Here is a 15,690-nt window from a genome sequence, read left to right as displayed (position 1 = left end):
GGTGGAGGCTGTCGTCCCCCCGACCCTCCATCGCCGAAGGTGCGCCCTCCCCCGGGCGCCCTTCGGCCCTCCGGGGGTGGTCCGACCCCAGGACCACCCGGCGGTTCTCGTTCCAGGAGCGGCTTACTCTGGCAAGGTGACGCTCAGCCTGCAGACGGACCGGTTGCTGATCCGCGACTGGAAAGAAGACGATGCCGAAGCCGCGCTGGAGATCTACGGCTCTTCCGACGTGGCCCCCTGGCTCTCACCGGCCATGGACCAGGTTGCCGACGTACCGACCATGAGGGCGATCCTGCATGCCTGGATCGAGGCCCAGCCGAACTTCGTCCCGCCGTCCGGCCGGTGGGCGGTCACCAGTCGCGAGAACGGCGAGGTGGTCGGCGGTCTGTTGATCCGGCTGCTCCCGCCGTACGAGGAGGACCTCGAGATCGGCTGGCAGTTGCGGCCGAGCGCCTGGGGGCACGGGTACGCGACCGAGGCCAGCCTGGCCCTGATGCGCTGGGCGTTCAAGGAGGGCGGGATCGACGAGTTGTTCGCCGTCGCCCGGCCGCACAACGCGCGCGCGATCGCCACTGCCCGCCGGCTGGGCATGGAGTGGGTCGGCGAGACCGACAAGTACTACGGCCTGACGCTGCAGGTCTACCGCATCCGCGCGGCCGAGCTCCCCGACTGACAGCGGAGTTGTCCACAGCCCGCCCCTTCGTGCTCAACCAGCAGTGGTAAACGGATACAACTTGTAGTGAAACCATTTCCCGCGGCCAGGGAGACCCTGAGATCCCCCCAGGATTTCTCAGAGTTGAGTGGAATGGACTCAAGTTTGGATAAGTTGTATCCAGTGACTGCTGTTAGTTGAGCTTGAAAGGCTGGAACAGATGGACGTTCAGCGGTTGACGACGCTGGCCCGGGAAACCCTGTCGGTCGCGATCCGTCAGACCTCCGCGGCGGGCAACCCGACCGTGGAACCGATTCACCTGCTGTCCGCGCTGCTCGCTCAGCCGGAGGGGACCACCGTCGGGCTTCTGGAGACCGCCGGCGCCGACGTCGACGCTGTCCGCCGCCGGACCGCGGAGTTCCTCAGCCGGCTGCCGAAGGCGAGCGGCGGGAGCGTGCAGGCCCCGAGCCTGTCGCCGAAGACCAGCGACGTGCTGAACCAGGCGGAGCAGCGGGCCCTCGGGCTCGGCGACGAGTACGTCTCCACCGAGCACCTGCTGATCTCGCTGGCCACCGTGGAGGGCAACGCGAAGACCGCGCTGGGAGTGACCGCGGACGCGCTGCTGCAGGCGTTCGACGCGATGCGCGGCAACCGCCGGATCACCTCTCCGGAGGCCGAGGGCACCACCAAGACGCTGGAGAAGTACGGCGTCGACCTGACCGAGCGGGCCAGGGACGGCAAGCTCGACCCGGTGATCGGCCGGGACTCGGAGATCCGCCGGGTGGTCCAGGTGCTGTCCCGCCGGACCAAGAACAACCCCGTCCTGATCGGTGAGCCCGGCGTCGGCAAGACCGCCGTCGTCGAGGGTCTGGCCCAGCGGATCGTGGCCGGTGACGTGCCCGAGTCGCTGCGCGGCCGGCGGCTGATCAGCCTCGACCTCGGCGCGATGGTCGCCGGCGCGAAGTACCGCGGCGAGTTCGAGGAGCGGCTGAAGGCGGTGCTGACCGAGATCAAGGAGTCCGACGGCCAGATCATCACCTTCATCGACGAGTTGCACACCGTCGTCGGCGCCGGCGCCACCGGTGACGGCTCGATGGACGCCGGCAACATGCTCAAGCCGATGCTGGCCCGCGGCGAGCTGCGGATGATCGGCGCCACCACCCTCGACGAGTACCGGACACGGATCGAGAAGGACCCGGCGCTGGAGCGCCGCTTCCAGCAGGTCTTCGTCGGCGAGCCCTCGGTCGAGGACTCGATCGCCATCCTGCGTGGCCTGAAGGAGCGCTACGAGGCGCACCACAAGGTGGCCATCTCCGACAGCGCCCTGGTCGCCGCCGCGACGCTGTCCCACCGCTACATCTCCGGCCGTCAGCTGCCGGACAAGGCGATCGACCTGGTCGACGAGGCCGCGTCCCGGCTCCGGATGGAGATCGACTCGTCCCCGGTCGAGATCGACTCACTCCGGCGGACCGTGGACCGGCTGAAGATGGAGGAGCTCGCGCTGTCGCGGGAGGACGACCCGTCCAGCCAGGAGCGGCTCGAGCGGCTGCGCGCCGACCTCGCCGACCGCGAGGAGGAGCTGCGGGCTCTGGAGTCCCGGTGGGAGCGGGAGAAGTCCGGGCTGAACCGGGTCGGTGAGATCAAGGAGCGGATCGACGAGCTCCGCGGCCTGGCCGAGCGCGCCCAGCGCGACGGCGACCTGGAGACCGCGTCGCGGCTGCTGTACGGCGAGATCCCGCAGCTCACCAAGGAGCTGGAGGAGGCCGACGCCGAGGAGACCCCAGAGGGCCCGGACGCGATGGTCAACGAGGAGGTCGGCCCGACCGAGATCGCCGAGGTGATCGCGATGTGGACCGGCATCCCGACCGGCCGGCTGCTCGAGGGCGAGACCGGCAAGCTGCTCCGGATGGAGGACGAGCTGGGCCGCCGGCTGATCGGTCAGCGCGAGGCGGTCAAGGCCGTGAGCGACGCCGTCCGGCGGGCGCGCGCGGGCATCTCCGACCCGGACCGGCCGACCGGTTCGTTCCTGTTCCTCGGCCCGACCGGCGTCGGCAAGACCGAGCTGGCCAAGGCGCTCGCGGACTTCCTGTTCGACGACGAGCGCGCGATGGTCCGGATCGACATGTCGGAGTACGGCGAGAAGCACAGCGTCTCGCGGCTCGTCGGCGCTCCGCCCGGCTACGTCGGGTACGAGGAGGGTGGCCAGCTCACCGAGGCCGTGCGACGCCGCCCGTACTCGGTGATCCTGCTCGACGAGGTGGAGAAGGCGCACCCCGAGGTCTTCGACATCCTGCTGCAGGTGCTCGACGACGGCCGGCTGACCGACGGCCAGGGGCGTACGGTCGACTTCCGCAACGTCATCCTGATCATGACCAGCAACCTCGGCTCGGCCTACCTGGCCGACATCACGCTGGACGATCTGGTCAAGCGCGACCAGGTGATGGCCGTGGTGCGGCAGTCGTTCAAGCCGGAGTTCATCAACCGGCTCGACGAGATCGTGCTGTTCGACGCCCTCGGCAGCGAGGAACTGGCCCAGATCGTCGCCCTGCAGATCGGCGCCCTGCAGCGCCGGCTGGCCGACCGCCGGATCACTCTGGAGGTCGAGGAGGGCGCGATGGAGTGGCTCGCGATGACCGGCTACGACCCGGTGTACGGCGCCCGCCCGCTCCGCCGCCTGGTCCAGTCCGCCATCGGCGACGAGCTCGCCCGGAACCTCCTGTCCGGTGACATCCGTGACGGCGACACCGTCAACGTCACCCTCAACGAGGCCAAGGACGCGCTGGACGTCACCCCGGCCTGACATACACCGCAACCAGCAGGGCCCGGTCGTCCGCCCGGGCCCTGCTGGCGTCCGGCCACGGGATCTGATGCTGTTGGGCATGATCATGCGCATCTGGCGGACCGGCGTCGACGAAACCCGAGCAGCGGAGTACGAACGGTTCGCCCGGGAGCAATCGCTGCCGATGTTCCGGGCTCATGAGGGGTTTGTCGGCCTGCTCTTCGGCCGCGAGGGCAGCCGCTGCGTCGTGACCACCCTCTGGGCGGACCATGCCGCGGCGGACGCACTCGAGCGTTCGGCGCGCTACCAGGACAGCGTGCGCCGGATCGCCGCGGCCGGGTTCCTCACCGGCGAGTCCTCGGTGGAGCGGTATGACGTCCACGGCAGTGTCTTGCCCGGCAGAATGAGCGGGTGACACAACCACGACGCGACTGGGTGAACACCACGCACGACTGGGCCGGGACGGTCGACCACGACCATCTGGGGCTCATCCGTTCTGAGGCCGCCCGGTACGCGCCGGGCGGTCTGCGCCATCTCGTGCTGGAGGTTCTCGCGTATCCGGAGGACGAGGCCGAATCAGCCCGCCGTCGCGGCGCCTGCACCGTCACCCTGCACGCCGACGGTTCCATCGCCGTCGACGACGACGGGCGCGGCACCGACACCCGCCTCGACGAACACAGTCAGCCGATCAGGAAACCGATCATGGCCACCCAGGACCTCCGCTTCTTCGCGGATCCGCCGAGCCCACTGCTCCCCGACGGCCATCCCCGGCGCGGCATGTCGGTGGTCGCGGCGCTCAGCGACTGGCTCGTGCACACCAACCGCCGCCGCAACGGCTCCTGGACCCAACGCTACGAGTACGGCGTACCGGTCACTGACCTGGAACCGATCGGTCCCACCTTCGGCCAGCGTGCGGACGAACCCGCCCCCGTCACCGGGACCACGGTGCGCTTCCACGCCGACCCGGCGTACGTCGCGGGCGCCGTGTCCGCGGCTGACCTCGAGAACTTTCTGAGGTTCTCGCACCTGGACATCCGCGTCGTGGCCCTCGGGTGACCGCTGGGGTTTGGCCGATCTGGCAGGATCGTGGGTGACCTGGGTGGAAGGAACTCTTCAGGGCATGACCGACCAGCACGGCGACAACTCCGGCGACGACCGCCCCGCGCCGTACCCAGGCGTGTTCGGTGCCCCTGGTGGGGGATCGGCGCAACCGCCCGGCTCGCACTCGTCCGCCCAGCCGCCCGGCTCGCATCCGTCTGGCTCGTACGGTGACCGGCAGAACCCGTATGCGCCGGGAGCGTACAGCGGTGCGTTCGGTGCGAACCTCTACGCCGACGCGCCGCCACCGAAGCAGGTCACGGTCGCCGCGGTGATCTCGTTCGGTCTCGGCGCCTTGTGCCTGCTCCTCGCCGGCCTCGCTCTCACCTCCGCGGGCGAACAGATCGCCGAGATCGTCACCGGCTCCAAGGACGCCCAGGGGACAGTTGTCGCTGTGGTCCTCGCCTGCGCGGCGGCGTACATCGTCCCGGCCGTCTACCTTCGCAAGCGCCGGGCCTGGGCCCGCTACGTGATTGTCGGCGTCGCCGCGGTCGGCATCGCCGGCGGTCTGATGTCCTTGCCCAACAGCATCCTCGGACTCGCCATCCACGGCACCTTGCTGTTCCTGATGCTCCAGCAGCCGACCAAACTCTGGTTTCACCACCGCTGACCCGAAGGACCTCATCCGTGGAGATCTGGATCAATCCCGCCTGCTCCAAGTGCCGCACCGCCACCAAGGCTCTCGACGAAGCCGGCGTCCCCTACACGGTCCGCCGCTACCTCGACGACCCGCCCACGTTCGAAGAGCTCACCGCCGTCCTGACCCGCCTCAACCTGGAACCCTGGGACCTGGTCCGCCACACCGAATCCTCCGCGAAACCCCTCCGCACCCTCCCTCGGGACGAGGCCCACCGCGCGGACTGGATTCAGGCAATGGCCGACAACCCCATCCTTGTCCAACGCCCCATCCTCACCGCCGACGACAACATGACAGCAGTAGCCCGAGACCCCGAAACCCTCGCCCGCTTTCTCCCGAGGTAACCGCCTCACCAATCTGCCCCGCCCTGCGCCAGGTCGCCCGGCTTTGCCTGTGGATGGCGCTACGGACAGGACTGCCGGCCTGCAGAATCCGCTGGTGCTCGATTCATCCGCGCCGGACCTGCCGCGGGTCGCCTGGGTCGCCGTCGGTACGCCGGGGAGTCGGTCAAGCCACAGGCGACAAGCGGTGGCCTTCGGCGACGAATCGCAGCGATCGTCATCGTGGCACTCGCCCGAATGACCACACCCGCACGGCGTCGTCGGTGACTTCGTACAGGACTCGATAGTCGCCGAGGTGGAGGCGGTGGAACGAACTGCCGCCGACATGAATGCTTCCCGGCGGCTCAGGATCGCGCGCAAGCGCGTTGACCGCGGCCCGGACGCGTTTGGCGGCCAGACGATCGGACGCATAAAGGTCGCGGTAGCCGTTGAACCAGCCGGTGTCGAACACCAGGGTCCGCTCGATCACCGAGCGGCGCCCTCACCGCTGGCGTCGACCTCCGCTTCGATCTCGTCCATCAAAGGCTGGGCGTCCTTGTCGGACACCCACTTCGGCCCCCCCGCGGCCTTGATCTGCTCGACCGTGGCGAGGTCGGCGGCGTCCTCGAGAGCCTGGTAGTGCGCCAGCAGGCCGGGGGAGATCACCGCTGCTGCCGGTCTGCCATGATCGGTGATCAGGACGGGTTGGTTGGTGTAGCGGGCCTCGTTCACCATTTCCGCGGTCCGCTTGTTCGCCTCGGTCATCGTGTACGTCGCCATGTCCACAAACTACACCCGGAACTCGGGAGATTCCGGATTCTCCCGTTTCTGTCGAGCCGCTTCCTCGCCTGCGATGAGCGGCTCGACGTACCGGGCCAGCCGGTCCAGCAGCTCGTCGTCTCTCCGTCCAGCGTCCCAGCCGCGAGGCGGTGGGCTGCGCACGATCTCCAGCAGCCCGCGCAGCCGGGATCACCTCCATACCTACGGATCCGGCACGGCGTACCAGCAACGGCGCGTCCAGACCCCTCTCCCTCTCCTTCCCTTCGGGGCCTGTCGGGGTGCTGTGGGGGATTGTCGCGGGCCGCCCGGCGGCGAGATCGTTACAGCTTCGGGCGCGGGATCAGTCGAGTCGATCGACGTCGCCGGGGTCGGCCGCGGCCGGACCATCCGAAACGGGTTCGCCATTGGCCCGCGGTGTCGCGATGCTTGATCTTTCGTCGGGGTCTCAAGGGGCGTCGCGCATTGTCGTGGTGAGGTGCAGATCATGTGCGACACCATGTGGAGGAGTTGCTTGCGTCGACGGCGAGCAGGTTCGTGATCGGGCCACGGCGTTTTCCCGGATCGCGGCCATCTGTGTGTGCTTTCCAGGGTGTGGAAATCCCAGGTGGTTGAGCCCGGAGCGGTTGCCGGATTCGAGGTGCCTTGGGCGCTCCGGTGGAAGTAGCGGTGAACCGCGCCGCCGTCTGCGTCTGGTCGCTGCCGCTGTCCCTGTCCTGAGAGGGTGGTTCCGGGCGGACATCCTGCTGGACGTCCGGGGCCTCGGTCAGGGCTGCGTAGCGCTCCGAACCGCCGACCTGGAGGGTCCGTGCCCCTGTGCGCTGTTGGTGATTCCCGATGTCGTGGGCAGCTGCCGAGTGGCGATCAGGTGCTCGGCGACGGTGCGTAGTTTCAAGTTGTGGTCTTGGGAGTATCGGCGTAACACCTCGAAGGCTCGGGACTCATCGAGACCGTAGCGCTCCATCAGAATGCCTTGCGCCTGGCCGATGAGTTTGCGGCTGTCCAGCGCGACGTGGAGTTCGGCCTCGTTCAGCGATCGCGATAAAGCAAGCGCGGCGTGCCGGGCGAAGATGTTCACGAAGGCGACGTCGTCGGCGGTGAACTGCCGGGGGCGTGTCCAATAGATGTTGATCGAACCGATCCGTCGGTCATCCACGTCGGTCAGCTCGGCCGCCAGCACGCTGGCCACACCCAAGGCGCACACCTTGATTGCCCAGCGCGGCCAGCGCCGGTCCGTGGCCAGATCGGTCGAGATCAAGGTCTCGCGCCGCCACGAACTGTCCCGGCACGGACCCTCATCCAGCTCGTACTGCAACCGGTCGGCCTCCTCGACGAGCGGATCGGTGGGCGCGATCGTTTCCAGCCGCCGCCGAGCACGGATCAAGGTCAGACCCGCATGGCTGGCGTTGAACTGCCGGCGGACGTAGTCCACGATTTCTTCGGCCGTCTGGGTCGGCGTCGGCGCGGCCCGCAGCGCCTGGGCAATCCGGGCAAACTCCATCGGATCGAGTTGAAGGCTCATGACCGCGACCACCCGGCCAGAAGGCGGCGAGCGCTGGACTGCGGCTTGGGCGAGGCCACTCGGCCCTGTGGACTGCGCTGCTCCGTGGTGTGTGAAGCGCCGCCACGGAGCGGACGCCTCCATGCCAGCAGGCGGAACACCTCCACCGACACGGGACCATCGGCGGGCGAACGTTCAGTCGACTCATTCATGACGACCTCGCAATTCACGGCTACAGAACGAATGTAGAACGATGCAGCACGGCTGTGCAAGTGTTGTAGAGGTAGTGAATAGAGTGTCAGGCGATGTCAGGTGGACGACTGGCCGTACCTTGGTTCAGTCTTGTTCAAGGAAGGGGGTGCCGAGTGGACGAGCACCCTGACGACGGTGTCTACAGCATCGGGGCAGTCGCTCGCATGCTCGGTCTGTCGGCACAGACGTTGCGTGCCTGGGAAGATCGGTATCAACAGATCGTGCCGGTCCGGAGCGCCGGTGGACAGCGGTTGTTCAGCCGCGACCAGGTGGACCAGCTCACCTTCATCCGCGATCAGATCGAGCAAGGCCTGCAACCGGCCGACGCTCACCGGCTCCTGGCCCAGCGGCGTCACGAGGATGCGGCCGCCCTTTTGGCGGTCGAGTCGCACCGCGGCGAGTCTCGGGCGACCCCGGATGGGACCATCACCGTGCTGCTCGCCGAGCGTGATCGGCATGCGGCCGAGTTCGCCGACTACTTCCTACGCACCGAGGGCTACGCTGTTCGAATCGTATTCGACCCCGACTTGGCCGCCGAGATCCTGCGTGACGACCCGCCGAACGTGCTGGTCGTGGAGCTGCTGATGTCCGGTGGGGCCGGACTCGCGTTGTGCCGGGCCGCCGCGGGCACCGTTTCGGTCCCGGTCCTTGCCGTGTCCGCTGTCGAGTTGCGTGACCAGGCCTTGGCGGCGGGAGCAGAGGCGTTCCTGGTCAAACCACTGGATCCTCTGCAGTTCGTGTCCACGGTTCGCGACCTGATCGGGACCAGCGCCTACTTGCGACGTGCGGAGGGCCGGCGATGACCAACCGACTGTCGAGCGGCTCCGACCGGTTGGACGCCGTCTTCGGCGGCGGTCTGCCCCGCAACAGCATTGTGCTGATCTGCGGCAGACCGGGTTCGGGCAAGACGATCCTTGCCCAGCAGTATGTGTTCCACAACGCAACCACCGACCGACCGGCGATATACCTGTCGACCGTGTCCGAGCCGCTCGACAAAATCTTGCACTTCGGCCAGTCCCTGGATTTCTTCGACGCCGCCGCACTGGGCACGAAGGTGATGTATGAGGATCTCGGCCAGACGCTGAACGAGGACGGGCTCACCGGCGCGCTGGCCTCGATCACCGAACTCCTCAAGCGGCACCGCCCGGGGCTGGTCGTGATCGACAGTTTCCGGGCTCTGCATACTTACGCACCGCACCCAGAGGGCTTCAGGAGCTTCCTGCACGAACTGGCGGCGCGACTGTCGGTGTTGCCGATGACCACCTTCTGGGTCGGCGAATACAACGGCGCCGACACCAGCGATGAGCCCGAGTTCGCAATTGCCGATGCGATCGTGTCGCTTGGCACCGACCGGGAAGCCGACCGCGACCGACGCGTCCTCTCAGTCGGCAAACTCCGCGGCAGCGGCTCGCTGTCGGGCAAGCACTCCTACCGGCTCTCCGCAGCAGGCCTCGATTGCTTCCCGCGCATGGCCGACCCCGTCGAGTTCGACCGTGCCGGCGGCTCTCACGAGCGCATGTCCACCGGCGTCCCGGCACTCGACGCCATGGTTTCCGAGGGTTTCTACCGCGGCGCCTCAACCTTGCTGGCCGGACCTTCCGGCATCGGCAAGACGCTGCTCGCGCTCCACTTCATCTTCACCGGCGCACGGCGCGGCGAGACCGGGATCATCGCAACGTTCCAGGAGAACCCGGCCCAACTGGAGCACGTGCTCAACGGGTTCTCGTGGTCACTGGACGATCCGGGCATCGAACTCATGTACCGCACCCCAGTCGACCTGTATCTCGACGAATGGGTCTATGACCTACTGGACACCATCCACCGCACCGGCGCCACCAGGATCGCCATCGACAGCCTGGGCGACCTGCGAGCCGCGGCCGGAGACGAAATTCGTTTCCGCGAATACATCTACTCGCTCCTGCAGCGCTGCGCCCGCGCCGACATCAGCGTCATCATGACACAGGAAGTCTCCGAACTGTTCGGCGTCAGTCACCTGTCCGAATACGGCATCTCCCACCTGTCCGACAACGTGATCCTGCTCCAGTTCCTCCGAGGGGACTCCCAGCTCAAGCGCGCACTGACCGTCCTCAAGTCCCGCGGCAGCGCTCACGACCCGAGCACTCGCAGTTACGAGATCACGGCCGACGGCATAATCCTCGGCGAGCCTTTCGATCCCGGCCAGGACATGACGTAGCTGGGCGACCAGAGAAGGGTGGCAGGCTTCTCAGACCTGTCGCAGATCAGCCGGCAGAAATTCGTCGGAGCACAAGAGCCATGTCGGGGTTCGGCAGATCCGGTAGGAGAAGCGTGCGTCGCGCCCGATGCGGTCTGTCGCGGTGATCCAGCTCTGCCGACTCCGTCAGCGCGGACGCGGTCCCCGACGCCCTTTCCCGCCCTCGAGCCGCTTCCGCCGGGTCGTTCACCAACGCCGCCTACAGCCCGGCCTGATGGGCGTCCACAGATCAGTCATCCTGGCACTGCCGCTCCAACGAGTCGGTCAATCCGGGGGGAGCGAAGGTGGTTGCCCGTACTTGTCCGAGACGGCCGTTATCACCTGACGGTCCGCTGAAAGCGTGAATCCGGGTCCCATCCTCCGGTGGGGGTCCCAGCTCACTTCTCACCAAGCAGCATCTGGCGAGCTACCGACGGTATGCCACCTGCACCTCTCGATGTGCCCGACATCCACAAGGTGGTGGTCAGAGTTCTCGGAGGCGGGTCAGGGCTTCTCGGAGGAGTTCGGGTTGTTTGCAGAAGGCCCAGCGGACCAGGGGGCGGCCTTGGTCGGTGTTGTCGTAGAAGACCTGGTGGGGGATGGCGACGACCCCGGTGCGTTCGGGAAGCATGCGGCAGAAGTCGATGCCGTCGGTATGGCCGAGGGGGCGGATGTCGGTGGTGACGAAGTAGGTGCCTTCGGGGCGGTGGACGCCGAAGCCGAGTTCCTCGAGGCCGTCGCAGAGGAGGTCGCGGCGGGACTGCAGGTCGGCGCGCAGGGAGTCGTAATACTCGTTGCCTAGAGCAAGCGCTCCGGCGACGGCGGGCTGGAACGGTGCGCCGGAGGTGAAGGTGAGGAACTGCTTGGCGGTGGTGACCGCGGTGACGACCGCCGGGGTGCCGGTGACCCAGCCGATCTTCCAGCCGGTGACGGCGAACGTCTTGCCGGCGCTGCTGATCGAGACAGTGCGCTCGGCCATGCCGTCGTACGACGCCAGCGGCCGGTGCGGGCGTCCGTCGTACGCGAGGTGCTCGTAGACCTCGTCGGTGATGACGACCAGGTCGTGCTCGACGGCGACGGCGCCGATGCCGCGGAGCTCGTCGTCGGTGAGGACGGTACCGGTCGGGTTGTGCGGGGAGTTGATCAGCAGGACCTTGGTGCGCGGGGTGACCGCGGCGCGCAGCTCGTCGAGGTCGAGGCGGAAGTCGGGGGCGCGCAGGGTGACCGGGACGCGGCGGCCACCGGCGAAGGCGATGCCGGCCGCGTAGGAGTCGTAGTACGGCTCGAGGGCGATCACCTCGTCGCCGGGCTCGACGTACGCGAGCAGGGCGGCGGCGACCGCCTCGGTGGCCCCGGTGGTGACCAGGACCTGGGTGTCGGGGTCGTACGACAGGTCGTAGAAGCGCTTCTGGTGGTCGGCGATCGCCTGCCGCAGCGCGGGAACACCGCGGCCGGGCGGGTACTGGTTCACGCCGGCGCGGATCGCGGCGATCGCATCCTCGAGAAGAGAGTCGGGACCGTCGCGATCGGGGAAGCCCTGGCCGAGGTTGACCGAGTTCGTCGCCACCGCCCGAGCCGACATCTCCGCGAAGATCGTCGTCCCGAGACCGGTCAACCGCTGAGCGTGTTCGCGCATGTCACCGACCCTAACCCGTCCGGCATCCGCCGCGGCGGTCCTCGCCTGAACCGCGAACCCAGGCGAGGACCGGTCGCGACGACCGCTTGCCGAGGAGTTCAGCGTTGCCGGGAGGCAGTCTGGGGCGCGAATCGGTTGCAGGTTCCTGCAACCGTGTCCTCGAGCAGGGCCGTGGCCCGCGCGTACCGGACGCCGGCAGCGAACCGGGTGCCGACGTCGAGCGCCTCCATCAGCCGGGCGACCTCGTAGCGCACTGTCCGGACGCTGAGCCCGAGCCGCTCCGCGATCTCGTCGTCGGTCAAATTTTCCTCGAGCTGCTGGGCGATCACGTGCTGGCGCGCGGTCAGGTCGCCGGTGCGGTCACGGAACTCACAGGCCCGGACAGCGGTGTCCCGGAAGGCTTTGAGGTACTGCCGGGCCGCGGTGAGCGCCTCGGTGCCACGCATCAGCATCAGGCTCCGCCGGCGCTCGACGAGCGGTCCTTCGACCATCACCCGGTCGCCGTCGAGCACCTTGACCTGCATGAAGCCGCAGGCGAGGTAGTACGGCATGTCGTCCGCGGAGATGATGAAGTTCCGCAGCTGGCTGCAGCCGCCGCCGGCGTCGAAGAAGCTGGTCATCCGTACGCCGCGCTCGACCAGCGATTGGTTGTACCGATGGGCGGCGAGGAACGCCTCGAGTGTCTGGCCGCGCGTCGTCGTGACGGCGATCAGCTCCTCGCACGTCCTCAGCTGGGCCTGGATCCAGTCCCGCAGGCTCTCCATATCGGTCCCGAACACGTGCACGTCCGCGGTTCCCCGCCCGGCCGTCCATTCGTCGCAGTAGCGTGCCCGCACCCAGCTGGAGCCGGAGCGACGCGTCCAGGACGATTGGCGGCTGTGAGAGCTGTCGCGACCCATCCCACCCCCGTGGCGATCAGACCCTGAGATCGGATCGTCTCATGTACGGCGGGTCACCGCAGCGACACGATCAGCCCCACGGCGACGGCGGTGGCGGCGGTACGACGCCCGGCCGGTCCTCGCACCAGGTCGCGCCGGTCCAGCCGTCGTTGCCGGCCACCAGGCGGACGTCGAACTCCGGCGTACCGTCGAACTGGAACGTGCCGCAGTTGTTCACGAACGGCGCACCGACGTTGCGGGCGTCGACGTTCTCGAACGTCGCCCAGCCGCCGACCCGGGCGTTCACCACGTTCGTCCCGGTGCCGTCGACCTTGATGTTGCGCACAGCAACGTTCTCTATCGCGTAGTCGTCCTTGACCGGCCAGTCGACCACGAACAGCATCGCGTTGTACGTCGAGTCCAGGAACGAGCCGTCGCGGATCTCGATCCGCCCGGACATCGTCGACTGCAAGGCGTACAGCCAGATCGCGCCGAGGCCGAGGTTCCAGTTCAGATCGCGGGGACCGCCGCGGACGGTGGTGTTGCGGGCGAACGTCAGCGTGCCCTCGAAGGGCGTCGAGTTGAACCGCGTCCCGGCGTGCAGCGTGCTGCCCTCGCGGATAGGGTCGGCGACCAGGTTGTCGGTGACCGCGTTGTCCCGGCCGCCGTAGATGGCGATGTTGTTCGCGAGGACGGGCGTCTGGACGGTGTTGTGGTCGTAGACGTTGTCGTGGTTGACCAGGCCGTCCGGGTTGGCCTCCGACCACATCGCCAGCCCGTCGTCCCCGCTGTTGCGGACGAAGTTGTCGGTCGCCCGGACGTTCGAGACGCCGAGGTGCAGGTTCATCCCGTCGGCGATCGCGTCGGTGATGATGTTGTTGCGGATCAGCAGCCCGTCCATCGGGCCGTCCAGCCAGATGCCGACCTTGGTGCGGTGCAGGTAGAGGTTCTCGATGACCGAGCCGCCGCCGATCGCGCCGCCGATGCCGTTCACCTGGTCGGTGTCGATGCGTTCGCGGACGTCGCTCTCGATCGCGAAATCGGCCAGGTGGACCCGGGTGCTGCCGCCGTCGGCGGCGTACCTGCCGTAGAAGCCGGGTGCGCTGTGGACCGACTTGTCCGGTGCTGGTTCGGGCAGTGGCAGCACCTTGCCCTTGATGATCGTCCACCAGTTGCCGGCGCCGCGGACGGTCACCTGGTCGACGACGATGTGCCGGTTGACCTGGTAGGTGCCCGGCGGGATGAACACCGACCAGCCGAGCTTCCTGGCCGCCGCGATCGTCCGTTCGATGGCGGGAGCCGCGTCGCGGCGCCCGGTCGGGTCGGCGCCGAACCACCGCACCGACAGCGACTTCCGCGGCTGCTGCTTCGGCGCGCCGACCAGCTCGAAGTCGGCGACGTCGAGCACGTACCAGGCGGCCGGCGTGTTCCGCGGTACGGCGAACCGGACCCGGTCGCCGGCGTCGTACGTCCGGCCGAGGAGCAGGCGTTGCTCGTCGTAGAAGTGGTTCGGCCGGAACGGCTTGGCGACCGGGTCCGGCTCGGGCTTCCACCAGCCGGCGATCGGGTCGACGTCCGGGTCGTTCGAGAACGGATACATGCCGTACAGCCAGGCGTATTCCGACGTCAGCGTCATCGTCTGCTTGTGCTTGCCGTTGACCGCCGCGTCGAGCGGCGCCTGGATGCCGCCGCCCGTCGGCGCGTCCGGGATGCTGTAGCGCAAGGTCAGCGCGTTCGCGGGCTCGGTCAGTGTGAACTCGACGTACTGCCTCGGCGTCAGCCGTACGGCGGTCCGCCCGGAAGCCTCGGCGGGGAGCGTGTAGGCCTCGCGGCCCGGCCCGATCTTCTCGCCGGTGTGATAGGCGTTCTCGGCCTCCTGCTCGACGAACGCGACGTCCGCGCCACGGCCGGCGACCAGGACCGGGTCGAGTCCGGCCCGGGTGATTCGGGGCGCCGGGCGCGTGGCCTCGGCCGGCGTGCTGAGCAGTGTTCCGAGAATGGCGGTCGTCAGAGCGACGGCGACAAGACGCTGGGACATCGGTGGATCCCCTCCAGACGGACTACCGGCGTCTGGAGCGTATGCAGCCGCACATCACTGCGCAAGATCTCGACAAGTGCGAGAAATTTCCCATCAATCGGTGGGTAGGTCCACCTGCGGTTCCGGGCGCAGGGCCCGGAGCCAGAGCTCGGTCTGGGCGATGTGCGCGGAGGCGGCGGTGGCGGCGGCGGCCGGGTCGCGCCGGGAGATGGCGGCGAGGATGGCGCGGTGGCCGCGGTCGCTGGTCTGCTTGATCGCGTCGAAGTCCGCGCCCGGCTCGAAGATCCGGTAGTGGCCGCCGCGGCCGCGGATCACTCCGGTGAGCGCGGTGACCGTCGGGTTGCCGCCGGCCGTGCAGATCGCGCCGTGGAACTCGGCGTCCAGCTGCTGGATCTCGGTGGCGTCCGTGGTCGCCTCGAGCCGGTCGAGGATCTCGTCGAGCTGCTTCTCCAGGTCGGCGTCCTGCCGGGCGGCGGCCGCGGCGGTCGCGTGCGCCTCGAGCACCCGCCGTACCTCCATCAGCTGGAGCACGCCTTCGAGCGGGATCAGCTCGACCGACAGGGAGAACCGGCTGATGATCTCGGCCGGGTCGAGCGCCGAGACGTACGTGCCGGAGCCGTGCCGCGACTCGATCACGCCGAGTGCCGCCAGCGAGCGGGCCGCCTCCCGCAGGGAACTGCGGGACACGCCGAGGTGGTCGCACAGCTCGGGCTCGGGCGGGAACTTCGCTCCCGGCCCGAGCTCGCCGGACGCGATCATCTGCCGCAGGCCGGCCAGCGCCTTGTCGGTGGCTGCCATTCGTACCTCCTCGTGCCCACCCTCACCCGGGACTTCTCAGAAGAGTAAGTCCTCAGACCTCTTGTGGTCACATCTTCGCCAAAACCTTGTCATTCTCGCGTCAATGTCACTA

The 15,690-nt window shown here is 68.2% G+C and carries 15 protein-coding genes and 1 pseudogene; 9 read left to right on the top strand and 7 right to left on the bottom strand.

All coding sequences use genetic code 11. The features are described 5' to 3' along the window. Nucleotides 1-136: 136 nt before the first annotated feature. From E1218_RS21450 to E1218_RS21425, 6 genes are all read left to right on the top strand, one after another. A complete protein-coding gene (locus E1218_RS21450) occupies nt 137-673 on the top strand; it encodes a GNAT family N-acetyltransferase (RefSeq protein WP_132322890.1) in 537 nt (178 codons plus the stop codon). 199 nt (nt 674-872) lie between these two features. Continuing rightward, a complete protein-coding gene (clpB, locus tag E1218_RS21445; protein WP_132322888.1) occupies nt 873-3,452 on the top strand; it encodes an ATP-dependent chaperone ClpB in 2,580 nt (859 codons plus the stop codon). Between the two features lie 79 nt (nt 3,453-3,531). Further along, entirely contained in the window at nt 3,532-3,846 is a 315-nt protein-coding gene (locus tag E1218_RS21440) for an antibiotic biosynthesis monooxygenase family protein (RefSeq protein ID WP_132322886.1), read from the top strand. Continuing rightward, nucleotides 3,843-4,487, top strand: a complete 645-nt coding sequence (locus tag E1218_RS21435) for a hypothetical protein (RefSeq protein WP_202866124.1) — start codon at nt 3,843-3,845, stop codon at nt 4,485-4,487. Before E1218_RS21440 ends, E1218_RS21435 begins: the two co-directional genes overlap by 4 nt. Nucleotides 4,488-4,551: 64 nt before the next feature. After that, the gene (locus tag E1218_RS21430; protein ID WP_132322884.1) at nt 4,552-5,139 is read left to right on the top strand and encodes a hypothetical protein; all 588 of its coding nucleotides are present in this window, start codon (nt 4,552-4,554) and stop codon (nt 5,137-5,139) included. 17 nt (nt 5,140-5,156) lie between these two features. Then, nucleotides 5,157-5,510: an ArsC/Spx/MgsR family protein gene (locus tag E1218_RS21425; protein WP_132322882.1), complete on the top strand. Its 354-nt coding sequence runs from the start codon at nt 5,157-5,159 to the stop codon at nt 5,508-5,510. Between the two features lie 214 nt (nt 5,511-5,724). Here E1218_RS21425 and E1218_RS21420 read toward each other — a convergent pair whose 3' ends face one another. From E1218_RS21420 to E1218_RS21410, 3 genes are all read right to left on the bottom strand, one after another. After that, the gene (locus E1218_RS21420; protein ID WP_132322880.1) at nt 5,725-5,976 is read right to left on the bottom strand and encodes a type II toxin-antitoxin system RelE family toxin; all 252 of its coding nucleotides are present in this window, start codon (nt 5,974-5,976) and stop codon (nt 5,725-5,727) included. After that, a complete protein-coding gene (locus E1218_RS21415; RefSeq protein WP_132322878.1) occupies nt 5,973-6,266 on the bottom strand; it encodes a type II toxin-antitoxin system prevent-host-death family antitoxin in 294 nt (97 codons plus the stop codon). The genes E1218_RS21420 and E1218_RS21415 overlap by 4 nt, the downstream gene beginning before the upstream one ends. 763 nt (nt 6,267-7,029) lie before the next feature. After that, complete coding sequence (locus E1218_RS21410; RefSeq protein WP_165949364.1) at nt 7,030-7,785, bottom strand: GAF and ANTAR domain-containing protein; 756 nt, start codon at nt 7,783-7,785, stop codon at nt 7,030-7,032. Nucleotides 7,786-8,069: 284 nt separating this feature from the next. Here E1218_RS21410 and E1218_RS38230 point away from each other — a divergent pair. The 3 genes and pseudogenes from E1218_RS38230 to E1218_RS21400 form a co-directional block, all read left to right on the top strand. Further along, a pseudogene (locus E1218_RS38230) lies at nt 8,070-8,303 on the top strand (MerR family transcriptional regulator); the annotation flags it as partial. Between the two features lie 144 nt (nt 8,304-8,447). Further along, nucleotides 8,448-8,819 (top strand): response regulator transcription factor, encoded by a 372-nt coding sequence (locus E1218_RS37365; protein WP_233712363.1) that lies wholly within the window; start codon nt 8,448-8,450, stop codon nt 8,817-8,819. Beyond that, the gene (locus E1218_RS21400; RefSeq protein WP_132322872.1) at nt 8,816-10,210 is read left to right on the top strand and encodes an ATPase domain-containing protein; all 1,395 of its coding nucleotides are present in this window, start codon (nt 8,816-8,818) and stop codon (nt 10,208-10,210) included. Before E1218_RS37365 ends, E1218_RS21400 begins: the two co-directional genes overlap by 4 nt. Nucleotides 10,211-10,712: 502 nt before the next feature. Here the strand turns inward: E1218_RS21400 and E1218_RS21395 are convergent. The 4 genes from E1218_RS21395 to E1218_RS21380 all read right to left on the bottom strand — a co-directional run bounded on the left by E1218_RS21395 (nt 10,713) and on the right by E1218_RS21380 (nt 15,578). Continuing rightward, the gene (locus tag E1218_RS21395) at nt 10,713-11,864 is read right to left on the bottom strand and encodes a pyridoxal phosphate-dependent aminotransferase (RefSeq protein WP_132322870.1); all 1,152 of its coding nucleotides are present in this window, start codon (nt 11,862-11,864) and stop codon (nt 10,713-10,715) included. A 98-nt stretch (nt 11,865-11,962) separates the two neighbouring features. Continuing rightward, entirely contained in the window at nt 11,963-12,643 is a 681-nt protein-coding gene (locus tag E1218_RS21390; protein ID WP_233712362.1) for a helix-turn-helix transcriptional regulator, read from the bottom strand. A gap of 190 nt (nt 12,644-12,833) precedes the next feature. Beyond that, complete coding sequence (locus tag E1218_RS21385) at nt 12,834-14,780, bottom strand: glycosyl hydrolase family 28-related protein (protein WP_132322866.1); 1,947 nt, start codon at nt 14,778-14,780, stop codon at nt 12,834-12,836. A gap of 93 nt (nt 14,781-14,873) precedes the next feature. Further along, entirely contained in the window at nt 14,874-15,578 is a 705-nt protein-coding gene (locus E1218_RS21380) for a FadR/GntR family transcriptional regulator (protein WP_132322864.1), read from the bottom strand. Nucleotides 15,579-15,690 lie beyond the last annotated feature (112 nt).

The sequence above is a fragment of the Kribbella turkmenica genome (assembly GCF_004348725.1).
Lineage (GTDB): Bacteria > Actinomycetota > Actinomycetes > Propionibacteriales > Kribbellaceae > Kribbella > Kribbella turkmenica.
The sequence above is the reverse complement of the archived record's forward strand: the minus strand, read 5'-3'. Positions and strand labels throughout refer to the sequence as shown.